The sequence below is a fragment of the Methanosphaera sp. DEW79 genome (genome assembly GCF_003266085.1).
In the GTDB taxonomy this organism is placed as follows: Archaea; Methanobacteriota; Methanobacteria; order Methanobacteriales; family Methanobacteriaceae; genus Methanosphaera; species Methanosphaera stadtmanae.
This window is the reverse complement of sequence record NZ_MUZW01000018.1, coordinates 16724-30268: the sequence shown is the minus strand read 5'-3', so window position 1 is coordinate 30268 and position 13545 is coordinate 16724. Positions and strand designations below refer to the sequence as shown.

8 protein-coding genes are annotated in these 13545 nt (G+C 28.3%); 4 read left to right on the top strand and 4 right to left on the bottom strand.

The features are described from left to right. Nucleotides 1–3: 3 nt before the first annotated feature. Entirely contained in the window at nucleotides 4–1536 is a 1533-nt protein-coding gene (locus BZ132_RS01375) for a glycosyltransferase family 39 protein (protein ID WP_286940220.1), read from the bottom strand. 941 nt (nucleotides 1537–2477) lie between these two features. Here BZ132_RS01375 and BZ132_RS01370 point away from each other — a divergent pair. After that, nucleotides 2478–3248 carry a hypothetical protein gene (locus BZ132_RS01370; RefSeq protein ID WP_146737658.1) on the top strand — a complete coding sequence of 257 codons (771 nt, stop codon included), beginning with the start codon at nucleotides 2478–2480 and terminating at the stop codon, nucleotides 3246–3248. Nucleotides 3249–3262: 14 nt separating this feature from the next. Here BZ132_RS01370 and BZ132_RS01365 read toward each other — a convergent pair whose 3' ends face one another. From BZ132_RS01365 to BZ132_RS01355, 3 genes are read right to left on the bottom strand one after another with little or no spacing between them, the layout of a single operon-like run. Next, nucleotides 3263–3631, bottom strand: a complete 369-nt coding sequence (locus BZ132_RS01365; protein WP_011405875.1) for an exodeoxyribonuclease VII large subunit — start codon at nucleotides 3629–3631, stop codon at nucleotides 3263–3265. Nucleotides 3632–3670: 39 nt separating this feature from the next. After that, on the bottom strand, nucleotides 3671–5344 hold the full coding sequence (locus BZ132_RS01360) for an ATP-dependent DNA ligase (RefSeq protein WP_011405874.1): 1674 nt from the start codon (nucleotides 5342–5344) through the stop codon (nucleotides 3671–3673). 8 nt (nucleotides 5345–5352) lie between these two features. Next, nucleotides 5353–6552 (bottom strand): hypothetical protein, encoded by a 1200-nt coding sequence (locus BZ132_RS01355; RefSeq protein ID WP_286940215.1) that lies wholly within the window; start codon nucleotides 6550–6552, stop codon nucleotides 5353–5355. Between the two features lie 248 nt (nucleotides 6553–6800). Between BZ132_RS01355 and BZ132_RS01350 the strand changes: the two genes are divergently transcribed. The 3 genes from BZ132_RS01350 (at nucleotide 6801) to nrdD (ending at nucleotide 13539) form a co-directional block, all read left to right on the top strand. Next, nucleotides 6801–7124: a hypothetical protein gene (locus BZ132_RS01350; protein ID WP_286940214.1), complete on the top strand. Its 324-nt coding sequence runs from the start codon at nucleotides 6801–6803 to the stop codon at nucleotides 7122–7124. 606 nt (nucleotides 7125–7730) lie between these two features. Continuing rightward, nucleotides 7731–11084: a DNA polymerase II large subunit gene (gene polC / locus BZ132_RS01345; protein ID WP_286940213.1), complete on the top strand. Its 3354-nt coding sequence runs from the start codon at nucleotides 7731–7733 to the stop codon at nucleotides 11082–11084. A 142-nt stretch (nucleotides 11085–11226) separates the two neighbouring features. Next, nucleotides 11227–13539, top strand: coding sequence for an anaerobic ribonucleoside-triphosphate reductase (gene nrdD, locus BZ132_RS01340; protein ID WP_048059807.1), 2313 nt, complete (start codon nucleotides 11227–11229; stop codon nucleotides 13537–13539). Nucleotides 13540–13545 lie beyond the last annotated feature (6 nt).

Below are 13545 nucleotides of genomic sequence, written 5' to 3'. Positions count from 1 at the left end.
ATCTTATTTCCTGTAACTATCTTTTATAATACATATTTTATAATTTGAATTTGAGTATATATTTTGTGCATATATGGGTATTGGTGTATCATGTTTTAGTAATATATAACCTACACCTAAATCAGATAACTCACTTTCTGTTGAATGATTTTCTATTATATGTACAGGATCTACAACATACACTGGAATAGATTCAGTAAATCCTCCATAAACAACTGGTGTATTACTAGTTGATACAACAATTGTATCCATAACAGAATCTTCTGATACAAGAAGTGATCCATCACTATTATTTACAAACCAAGACATGACATGGTATCTGTCATGAGCTAAAGTTGCATCAGAAAATCTGGAAGATATAATAGATGGTTTTGATATTGTTCCAATAGGATCTATTACCATATGCATCTCTGTTGGAATAAGTGTAGTATTATAATCATTATCTGCTAATACATCAGGTGTATAACTATCCACATATGCAACTACACTTAGTACTGAGAATATAACAAGAAGTATTACTAATAATTTCTCCATATTTTTATTTTTAATGTAATTACATACTTCTATAAATCCTACACCACTAATTAGTATTAATGGATAACTTGCCACTTCTAGAATTCTAATTGAAACTGTTTCTACCCCAAGATATGTTACTTGACTTAGTAGTACCAATGATAAAGACCATACTACTAGAAATAGTGATTTATTAGATTTGTTTTTATATAATGTGTAAAATCCTATTATAGTAAATAACAATGGAATAATACCATAATATTTATAGAAATATACTCCAATAAAAAGTGGATTTCCTGCTATTGAATTGAAAAATAACCCATAATTTATCAGAATATATAACCACCATGGTAGTGCTATAATCATGGATATTATAATGTATATTAAAAGATATTTACTATTTAATTGTTTTCTAACTAATTGTATAAGACCATATAACCCTACAACCCCAATTGTCATGATGGATGTTGCCATGTGTAGATTACATATTAATCCTAGAAATATTGCTGATAATAGTATGTCTTTCTTATTATTATCTCTAAATCCAATAAAAAATAGCACACATACAATCATTGAAAGTGCAATGGCAATTGTTGCAGGAGTACATATTACTGATCTATTAAATGTTACAAAGGATAACATTCCAAGAAAACCCGTAATTACACCATGCTTTATTGAGTATAATCTGTATGATGAGTAGGATATAATATAGATTACAAAGAATGCAAATACTGGTTGTAAAAATCTAGTAATATTAACAAGTGATATATGTGTTATGTTTGAAATTGTTGCTAAAAACAAATGAAACAATGGAGGATACATTATGAGTCTACCATGTGGTGCTACTGTTGAATAATCCCAAAATACAAGGCCATTTGTCATATATAAATTAGCCATATGTATATGATAATATACATCCCATGATATTGGAAATGTAAATTTATATACTAACAATAAGGATATGATACATGTGATAGTTGCTGGTAATAGAATTAATTTCTTATTATTAAAGTTAATATTCATAGATGTCCCTTTAGATTATTTTTATAATTATAATTAATAGTTATAATTGTAATAGTTTTTTATCTTTACTAAAATAATTACATGAAAAGAAAATGTACACAAAAATAAGATTTATGTAAACATTAACTATACTATACTTTTGTGTGTTGTTTTTAAATAAAAACCAATAACACTCATGTATACATCATGTGTACATAGATTATAATAAATAATTCAAAAACAAATATATGTTCATATATTAGTATATTCAAGAGATATTATATATGTTTACATAATGTATACAAAGTATGATTTGATGTTTTCAAGATATAATAATTTTTTTAGAAAATTGAAAAAATAAAAAAAAATATCATATAACTTCAAAAATTTTTTTCATATGTACACATGAAGATTACATTCAACTACTCCTAATTACAACAACATACTTCAAAAGAATATATCAAATTCAAATACATAACATTTTTAGAAAATATAGTTTAATTGTGTACATCAAGTATACATCAGATAATTTATGTTTACAACATGTACACAAAAGTACACAAAATATTTTTAATGTGAAGATATATCGAATTAGAATATTTAGAACTATTTTTTAGAGTGTACATTATGTACACATTAACCAAAAGATTATAAGTAACAACATACATAATTATAGATAAGAAATCTTAAATTATAATAATGTACACATAATGTTTACATTAAAATATTCATGAAAAAAAAGGTACAGATGTATTAAAATTATGAAATACACAAGATACAAACAATACATGATTTTAATAAAAAATACAACAATTTGATGATGTACACATACATGTACACATACAAAAATGATAATTATATTAAATGAATGAGACATGAGTATATAGCTATTTGAAAGGAAATCTAATGTGTACATCATGTATACATATAGAATATTTTTAAGAAAAAAGGGAATCATAGATATGAGTTCAAAAACAGCAACAATTAGATTTAAAAATGGAGAAAAATGGGAAGAATTTATAGAAGCTATTGAAGAAAATCATGGTACTAGTAGAGGATATATTGGAAGTACTGTTGAACAGCTTATTGAAATATATCTTCAAAACCCAGATATAACAGCCAATAAAATTAACTCCATACTAGATGATAATCAAAGAATTAAAAATGAACTCAAAGAACTTGAATTATCAAATAATGATGAACAATTAAGTAACTTGAAATCACAAAATAAAGAACTTACAGATGATATAAATACAAAAGATACTAAAATCAATGAACTTGTAAATGAACTTGATAATATTAATACTATGTTAAAAGAAATTGAAGAGAAAAACAGAAAACTACATAATAAAAATATTGAATTAGAAAAAAAGAATCTTGAACTTAACAGTAAATTAGAGTATCCTGAACGTGAAAATAAATTACTTCAAAAGAATTATCAACAATTAGAAGAAACATACAAACAACTAAAAGAAGACAATAAAAGTATTAATGCAATGTTTGAAACTATTAACAATGAATTAAAACAACAACAAAAAGATACACGTACTGCAAGAAGTGATTATAAACACATAGTTGAAACATTGAATAAATTACAAAAAGAATATAACAATCTTCAAAATGAAAACAAAGAATATAGAGTTATATTTGCTGAAATTAAAAAAATGTCATTGAAAGAAAGAATATTTGGTGAATATCCTGATGATATTAAAGAATTAACTTCAGGAAAATAAGTAATAAGGAGAAGTTAAGAATTTATTTCTAAATTTTTTGACTTCTCAATAATTAATTCCATCTCCCCATTATATTCTACTACCCTTGCTGTAACTGTAATATTCATTCCATTATATAATGTGGTATTTAATGAGGTACTTGGAAAGATAACTACTTTTATCACATTACTTCCATCATTTAATGTAATAATCATCGTTCCAGTTTTAGTAATAGTGTAGTTTTCAATAATTCCAGTGACTTTCACTTGATTATCTATTTTTGATTTATCAATTTCATTTACTGATAACTCCTCTGGATTTACATACCCTGATAAGATAATTAATCCTATAAGTCCCAGTATTGTTGTTGTTAATGTTATTTTAAATATTTCTTTATCATGCATAACGACTTTTATTAATAATATGACAAGTATTATTAATAATTATTTTTGTAAGTCTATCATCTGATGAAGTTTACTTAAAGTATCTACCTCATCAAGACCAATATCATCACGAACTCCTTTTATTGCTGGAAAACGTAGAGAATAACCTGATTCATATTCATTACTTTCTACAATTTCACTATATGCAATTTCAAGTATTACTTTTGGTTTGAAAAGAACGTTCTGTTCTGATTTAGATATTATTAGTTTTTCCATCCGTTTTGTAAGGGAAGCTAAGAGATCATCATCCATACCTGTTGCTGCATGAACTAATGTTTTATATTCCCCAGTTTTCTCATCAAGTAAGGATAATAAATACGATCCAAAGAATTTAGCTCTTTTACCTTTACCATAAGTTCCACCTGTTATTACACAATCAAGTGTTTCACGTAATGGTTTGTATTTAAGCATGTTTTTTCCACGTTTACCTGGAGAATAGGGACTTGTAACATCTTTAAACATTATACCTTCATGTCCTTCATCTATAGACCATGTGAATAATTTTTCTGCTTCTGTATAATTTTCTTGAGAAACTATTTTCATAGTACTTAGTTCCACATTTTTACTTGTTGTAACAATCTCTTCAAGTAATTGTCTTCTTTGAATTATTGGTAGTTCTGCTGTTGGCTTATCATAATATAATACATCGAATAAAAATACTTTTAAAGGTATTTTCTCCCTCATTTTATCAATATCATATTTACGTTTTACACGTTGAAGTATGTATTGGAATGATATTGGTTTGTTATCTTTTGTTGCTATTACTTCTCCTTCAACAATAAAATCCTTAGAAGGTAGGGCTTCTTCTATATATTCTACTACTTCAGGTAGGGCATTTGTTACATTTTCTAAACGTCTTGTAAATATCTTTGTTTTATTGTTATAGTGATGAATTTGAACCCTTATTCCATCATACTTTGTTTCACATATTACCTTTTTCATCTCAGTAATACTTTCTTTAATACCTGGACTTAATTGTGCTAACATTGGTTTTATTGGTTTTCCTGGTGTTATTGTTAAGCTTTTTACTGATTCTATGGATTCTTGTGCTCGAGATGCTACTTCTCCAAGATCATTTGATAACATATATGCTCTATCAATAATTTCTTTATCAATATTATATGCTTGAGCTATTGCCTCAACTAGTGTTCCTTCACCCACACCTATTCTTAATCTTTCTGTTATTGTTCTTGTAATATATTTTGCCTCGAGAGGTGAAGCTGAAGTATATAATTCTAGAAGATAGTTTATTTTTTTGTTTTGTGATTTACTTCCAGTTATTGATTCTGTTTTTCTAAGATTTGATAGTACTTTCTTAACAGTTAATGGTACTTTGAAGAATGTTACTTGTTTGTTATTCTTAATAAGTTCCTCTGATATTTCCCCCATATCCCCTACTTCTGCTAACTTATTTTCTATGGATTTTGTACTTTCACCTAATAGATTGGATAGTGCTTTTATTATTAGTTGAGTTGATATACCCATTTCTTTATCACTCCATGGTGGAAATATTTTACCTTGAAGTAATAGAGTAATATCATATGTTATATCAGCATCAGTTTCTTTTATATACATAAGAAAATCGGCTATAATATCTTGTTTTTCTAGACGACTTGATGTACTACTGATTTTTTCATATACCTCAACTAATTTTTCATAAGAAGTATTTGTCATGTATATCCCTATATTAATGCTTTAAATAGTTTATCTTCTGATTGTTTAATTTTAAAAATCATGATATCTTCTTTTTGTACTATTTCCTTGATTTGTTTTATTTTTTCTTCTGGAAAATCCCTTCCAAGATATACTGCTTCTGGTTTCATAAAGTCTATATCAATATTATTTTGAGTAATATCATATACTTCTTGAAGTTTAGTATTAAGTTCTTCTTGAAATTCATTTGAATTGAGAACATCAACTAGATTTTCTATTAATTTTTTATAGTTATAGTTAAGTTGATTATCTTTAATTTCAAGATAATTTCCATTTAATATTTCATTTATTTTAGAATGTGTCATTGAATATGTGTATACTGGTTCTAATAAATTATCTAACATCGTATATTCAGTTTCAGTATATTTATAACTCATTATATATGCCCATTGATTATCATATGTATTTATTTTATCTTTTGTTTTAAGAAGTGATACACATACAGAGTTGTATACATCATAATTTATGTCAGATTTACTGTTAATATAGTATACTGGGAATATTTTCTGTAATTGTTCTATTATTATTTTTCTTATTTCTTTAAAGTTATATGTTACACAGATTCCTTCATGATTATATCCATATTCCTTCCATACATAATCCTTATTATATGGTGTTTGAAATAGGGTTGTGTATATATTATCCTGATATAATTTCATTGTATAATATGTATTAACTATTGAAAAAACTATTTGTTGGGTAATAAATTGATTCATATATTCTTTCCATTGTTTTTGATCATTACAAGACATATCCTTTGTATCCTTAGAATATACAAGAGTCATTAATTTTATAAATGGAAATGATGACTTCTTAATTATTTCCTTTTCATCATCCTTTAAGAAATTTGGATCTTCTTCTTGTAACTTAGCTATTTGTTGTTGCATTAATGTGTTTAATTGTGTTTTTATAACTTTTTCATAATCTATTTTTATAAGTGAATCATCATAATCAGGTTGTTTTTTTGATTTAGTCAAAAATAATTTACCTTCACATAGTTTAATGAGTGTATCTTCATCTATATTACTTGGATAATACTGTCCTAATACTGGTGGAAAATGTTCTATTTTAATTTTATCAGCATTTTCCAACTCTTTAACATCTGATTTTGTTGCAAATATTTCAAAGAAATCTTCTTTCCATTTTTTATTTAATTTATTATCAACCATTTTATCACCCGTTTTTAGAATCCATTTTTTTATTATATGTATAATTATAATAGTTTTTTTAATTTCTTCTTAGTTATGTATATTATGATTTGTATTTTTTATATTAAAAAAATTTTATTAAGAATTATAAAATAAATCTGATAGAAATAAAAGTTTTATTTAAAAAAAACCCTTAAAAAAACCATAATAATAAATAATGATAAATCATATATTAATTATTAATTCTCTAATATGGGAGGTTACCTGTTATGACAAGTGAAGATGATAAATTATCCTTTACTGAATTTTTAAGAAAAGAAAAATTTATTAAAGGTACTGCAGATGCTGATGTAGATATAGAAGAAAGTGTTGATAAAATAGATACTTCTGTTGATGAAATTATTGATAAAATAGACACGTCAACTACGGATGAAACTATCAATAAAAAAGATACATCTGATGATAAAAACACAGAAGTTATGGTAAATGAGGATAATACGCCAGATTCTAATGAAAGTATTAATCACTCCATTATTCTATTAATTATAATTATATTAATTGTAATTATACTATTATTTATAACTCTAATTTAAAATTCAGTGATTATAATCATTGAATTAATTTTATCTTTTTTTATAAAGACTTATTTTAACCAGAGTTCCCGTAATGTATATGGTAATTTGATAAATTAAGTATTGAATTAATTAAAGAAATAATATTTAATATATTAATAATATATTATCATATATAAAAGGAGGCCTTCACATAACAAACAATATTAGAAAAAATAAGTTCATTGCAACTGCATTATCTTTTGTTTTCTGTGGACTTGGAAATATATATAATGGACTATATTATAGAGGCATAGTTGAATTTGGAATTGAAATAACATTAGCATTCATATTCTCAGATTTATTAAAAACTCTACCTTATGGATTATTTATCATGTTTTTAATAGGTTTTGTATGGTGGGCATATGTTCTCTATGATACTATGTCATGTACAGATGCAATAAATGAAAATAGAAATATTCCCCTATTTTTAAATAAAATAAAAATAAAATAATTTTATTTCTTTACTTTTTTTTATACTACATATTCTAATAGTAGTAAAATTCTATAAATTACAAATAACATATATTATTATAATACTAATATTTTTTAAATAATATTAAATACATAGTATGGAGGCTACATTTAATGGATTATTTTGGAATGCTTGAAGAAAAAACTAAAGAACTATATGCTATTGCCAGAGAAGCACGTAAACAAGGAAAAGATTTAGAATTAGAACCTGAAATACCCCTTGCAAAGGACTTGGCCGAAAGAGTAGAGGGACTTGTTGGTCCAGAAGGCGTTGCAAAAAGAATAAAAGAATTAGAAAAAAGTATGTCAAGAGAAGAAGTTGCATTCCAAATAGCTAAAGAAATTGCAACTAAAGATGATGTTGAAGGACAACCAAATGATTATGAAGTTCAAGAAGCAAATGCAGATAGTGCTATACGTACTGCTCTTGCTATATTAACAGAAGGAGTAGTAGCCGCTCCTCTAGAAGGTATTGCTAAGGTTAAAATTAAAGATAATAGTGATGGAACTAAATGTTTTGGTGTGTATTTTGCTGGACCTATTCGTAGTGCTGGAGGTACTGCTGCTGCACTAGCTGTACTTCTTGGTGATTATATTCGTATGTCCCAAGGACTTGACAGATATAAACCTACTGATGATGAAATAGAGCGATATGTTGAAGAAGTTGAATTATATGAATCTGAAGTAACAAATCTTCAATATTCCCCTACACCTGATGAAGTTAGATTAGCTATTAGAGGAATTCCTGTAGAAGTTACTGGTGAACAAACAGATCCTGTTGAGGTACAAAACAGAGATCTTCCACGTGTAGAAACTAACAATCTTCGTGGAGGAGCACTTCTTGCTGTTGCTGAAGGAGTTATTCAAAAATCAAGAAAGATTGTTAAATATGCTAAAACTCTTAAAATTGATGGATGGGATTGGCTTGAATATTTTACAGCTCCTAAATCTACAAAAGAGGAAGAGAAGAAAAAAGAAGAATCTTCAGAGAATAAACCTAAGAAGAAAGCTAAATACATGGAAGATATCATTGGTGGAAGACCAGTTATGTCATATCCTGGTGCAAAAGGTGGTTTTAGACTACGATATGGACGTACACGTGATAGTGGTTTAGCTTCTATGGCTATACATCCTGCTACCATGGAAATTGTTGAATTTCTAGCTATAGGTACACAGATGAAAATTGAAAAACCTGGTAAAGGTAATTGTGTTGTACCTTGTGATTCTATTGAAGGACCTATTGTTAAGTTAAAAAATGGTGATGTTATTCAGGTAAATGATGTGTCCAAGGCAATTAGTATTAGAAGAGATGTTAATGAAATAATATTCCTTGGTGATATGCTTGTTGCATTTGGAGAATATCTTCGTGGAAATATTCCACTTGATGTTTCAGCTTGGTGTGAGGAATGGTGGGCTCAAGAAATTGAAGCTTCAGAATACTTTAAAGAAACTCATGATACGTTTGGAATTGATTTTAATGAGAATATGGAGTTAAATGCCCTTCTTAAATTAGATATTGATGCTAAAAAAGCATTTGATATTGCTAAAAAAACAAATACACCACTTCATCCTAAGTTTACATTTTATTATAATGATGTAACAAAAGAGGAATTGAATGACTTGCACAATTATTTATATAGTTTAATTGATAGTCCAGAAGATGTATTTAAATCTGATATGAATCGTATACCTATTGATTATCATAAAAGAATTATTGAAGTTCTTGGAATTCCACATCATGTGAATAATAAATCATTAATTATGTCTAATGATAATTTATATACTTTGATGAGTGTTCTTAATAAAACATTATCTCCAGATGAAGATATGGAAACTATTGAAGCTGTTAATATGATTAGTCCAGTTTCTATTAAATCTAAGGCTCCAACTTATATAGGTGGTCGTGTAGGTCGTCCTGAAAAAACTAAGGAACGTCTTATGAAACCTGCCCCTCATTCACTTTTCCCTATTGGAAATTATGCTGGTAATATTCGTAACATTGTTGAGGCTGCAAAGAAAGGTACTATCAAGGTAACACTTGCTAAGTGTAAATGTACTAATCCTGATTGTAAAGTTTCATCATTTAAGGCTTTGTGTCCTGTTTGTGGAAGTAGAACTGAGCTTGAAAGTTCTGCTGCTAAGAATATTAAATTAGATAAGTTACTTATGGATGCATTTGAGAATGTTAATGTAAGACGTTTAGATGAGGTAAAAGGTGTTAAAGGATTGATTTCTGAGGATAAATATCCTGAACCATTAGAAAAAGGTATTTTACGTGCTCGTAATGATGTTTTCACATATCGTGATGGTACTATCAGACATGATTCTACAGATTTGCCCTTAACACATTTTATTCCAAGGGAAGTTGGAGTTCCATATGAAAAAATTCTAGAAATGGGATATACTGAAGATATATATGGCAAGCCTATAACTAATGATAATCAAATTATTGAAATTAAGATTCAGGATATTGTTGTTAGTGAAAGTTGTGGTGATTATCTTCTAAAGGTTTCTAAATTTATTGATGATTTACTCATACGTTATTATCATATGGAACCATTTTATAATGCTGAAAATAGGGTTGATTTAGTTGGTCATTTAATTGCAGGTCTTGCACCACACACATCTGCTGGTGTTTTAGGACGTATTGTAGGATTTACTAAGGCATCCTGTTGTTATGCACATCCTTATTTCCATTCTGCAAAAAGACGAAATTGTGATAGTGATGAAGATGCTGTAATGTTACTTCTAGATGCATTGTTAAACTTTGGTAAAACATATCTTCCAAGTACTCGTGGTGGAAGTATGGATGCTCCTTTAGTTTTAAGTATTAGAATTGATCCTGAGGAAATTGATGATGAATCACATAATATTGATTGTATGAAAAGAATTCCTTTAGAAATTTATCATAAAACTGAAGAAGGTGGTGTTAAACCATCTGATGTTAATGATTTAGTTGATAATGTGGAATCAAGATTAGGTACTGATAATCAGTATCATGGTCTTATGTATTCCCATCCAACTAGTTCGATACATGCCGGACCAAAAATTTGTTTGTATAAGACTCTACAGACTATGACAGACAAAGTTGAAAGTCAAATTGCACTTGCCGAACTACTAAGAGCAGTTGATCAAAAAGGTGTTGTAGAGGGTGTTTTAAACTCCCACTTCCTACCTGATATGGCAGGAAATATTAGAGCATTCTCACGCCAGAAAGTAAGGTGTACTAAATGTGGAGCTAAATACAGACGTATTCCACTATCGGGAGAATGTACTTGTGGAAATAACTTAATTTTAAGTATTTCAAAAGGATCTGTTCTTAAGTATCTAGACATATCTAAGGATTTATCACACAGATATCCAATAAATCCGTATGTTGTAGAACGTATTGAAATATTAGAGACAGGAATTAACTCCTTATTTGAAAGCGACAAATCTAAACAGAGTTCATTAGATGCATTTTTCTAGAAAATACTAGTTTAACCCCCAACTATTTTTTTATTTAAAAATTAAGTATAGTTTCAATGGATTAGAACTACTTTTCGTAAGAATTTAAATATTACTTACATCAAAGAATAAATTATAGAAAAAAATGGAAGTTGTAATTATGATGAAAGATCCTGAAACAATTCAAGATACATATAACCTTAATGAAATTCATGTAATAAAAAATGATGGAATAAAGGAAAAATTCAGTTATGAAAAACTCGTAAAATCATGTATTATGATTAATATCCCATTAGGTTTAGCAGAAAAAATAGCATACAAAGTATCTAAAAAAGCACATGATAACATAACAACCAAAGAAATCAAAAACCTAATATACAAACTACTTCAAAAAGAAAACACTAAACTAGCAGACAAATACTACAACAACAACACACTACGTGTAAGAACAGGTAGAGATACAATAGAAGCATTTGATAAATCAAAAATTGCAAATACATTAATTCAAGAAACACAAACAACACCAAAACTAGCAGATAAAATAGCAACAGAAGTATATAAAGAACTTAAAAAACTACAACTTGACTATCTAACAGCACCAATAATTAGAGAAATGGTTAATACCAAACTAACAGAAAATGGTCTTGAATCATTAAGAAGAAAATACACAAGACTAGGAATGCCAGTATACAACATAACAAATCTAATAGAATCAGGAAATAAAGACAATGCAAATATGATGCATAACCCTGAAACAATACATAAATATGTTGCAGATGAATCTCTAAAACAATATGCACTACTAAATATATTACCACATAACTTGGCAGATGCACATATGAATGGAACAGTACATATACATGATTTAGAATTCTTTGCAGGAAGACCAATAAACTGTTTACAACACGACCTAAGACAATTCATACGATATGGATTAAAAGTAGATGGAACAGGAGACCATACTAGTGTAGCAGGATGTCCAAACCATATTGAAACATTAATGAATCATTCAGGAGAAATAATGTTAGCTGCACAACAAAACATGAGTGGTGGACAAGCAATGAGTCTATGGAATGTGTTTGTAGCACCATTTGCAGCAGGACTTCCATATGAAAAAATAAAACAATCTGTTGAAATGTTAATATTCAACCTAAACATGGCATATGCCGCACGTGGAGGACAAGTACCATTTACAAGTATAGGACTCGAATTTACTGTACCAGACTTCCTTAAAAATGAACCAGCATATGGACCTGGTGGAAAAGTAATGGGAGTATATGGAGATTATGAAAAAGAAGTAAGACTTCTCCAAAGAGCATTCACTGAAGCATTAATTAAAGGAGATGCAGAGGGAAAACCACATCTTTTCCCAAATACAATATACTACCTAAGAAAAGAATGTTTAACACCAGAATTTACCGAAGATATTGAAAGAGTACACTTTTTATCTGCTAAATTTGGAACAGCATACTTCATAAATATGTTACCAAAATACATGGGAAACATGGCAAATTACATGGGATGTCGTACCAGATTATCAGATAACTGGACAGGTGACTGGGAAAAAGATTGTTTAAGAACAGGAAATCTTGCATATGTTACAATGAACCTTCCAAGAATTGGATATAATGCACGTGATGAAACAGAAATCTTCGACTACCTAGATGACTACATGAAAATAGTAGAAGATGTATTACTACTTAGACGTGAAAGAGCCCTAAAATGTTTAAATGATTACAACATACTACCATTTTTAACACAAAAAATGGGTGAAGATCCATATTACATGGTTGATAACAGTACATTATCCTTTGGATTTGTAGGATTAAATGAAATGCTTCTTGCACAAACTGGTGCTGGACTTGAAGATAAAGACTCAAATAATCTTGGATTAAAAGTAATTCAACACATAAATGACAGAGCAAATGAACTTAAGAAAGAAACAGGACTAAGATGGGGAGTTATACAAACACCAGCAGAAAGTACTGCATATAGATTTGCAACCATGGACAGAGAAAAATATCCTGACCAAGTAATATGTAATGGAGATAGTAATGCTTCCTACTATACAAACAGTAGCCACGTACCTGTAGATACCTCACTAAGTTTACCAGAAAAAATAAGAATTGAATCAGACTATCATCCTCTAACACAAGGTGGACACATATTCCATGCATTTATGGGAGAATCATACAGTGACCCTGATAGTTTAATGAGTTTAACTAATAAAATTACACATAAAACAGATATTGGATTCTGGGCATACAGTAGTGCTTTAAGTTTCTGTATAAATTGTAAAACATTGATGAAAGGATTACAAACTAAATGTACACATTGTGGAGAAACTAGAAATGTTGAATGGTATGATAGAATTACAGGATATGTTCAACAAGTAGGTCATGCAGAAACTGCTTCTGGTGGATGGAATGCAGGTAAAAAACAAGAATTATTAGATAGAAAAAGATGGGAACAATAATCCATC

Coding starts and splice junctions, on each gene's coding strand:
- BZ132_RS01375 (WP_286940220.1), bottom strand. CDS start 1,536: ATGAATATTAACTTTAATAATAAGAAATTAATTCTATTACCAGCAACT.
- BZ132_RS01370 (WP_146737658.1), top strand. CDS start 2,478: ATGAGTTCAAAAACAGCAACAATTAGATTTAAAAATGGAGAAAAATGG.
- BZ132_RS01365 (WP_011405875.1), bottom strand. CDS start 3,631: ATGCATGATAAAGAAATATTTAAAATAACATTAACAACAACAATACTG.
- BZ132_RS01360 (WP_011405874.1), bottom strand. CDS start 5,344: ATGACAAATACTTCTTATGAAAAATTAGTTGAGGTATATGAAAAAATC.
- BZ132_RS01355 (WP_286940215.1), bottom strand. CDS start 6,552: ATGGTTGATAATAAATTAAATAAAAAATGGAAAGAAGATTTCTTTGAA.
- BZ132_RS01350 (WP_286940214.1), top strand. CDS start 6,801: ATGACAAGTGAAGATGATAAATTATCCTTTACTGAATTTTTAAGAAAA.
- polC (WP_286940213.1), top strand. CDS start 7,731: ATGGATTATTTTGGAATGCTTGAAGAAAAAACTAAAGAACTATATGCT.
- nrdD (WP_048059807.1), top strand. CDS start 11,227: ATGAAAGATCCTGAAACAATTCAAGATACATATAACCTTAATGAAATT.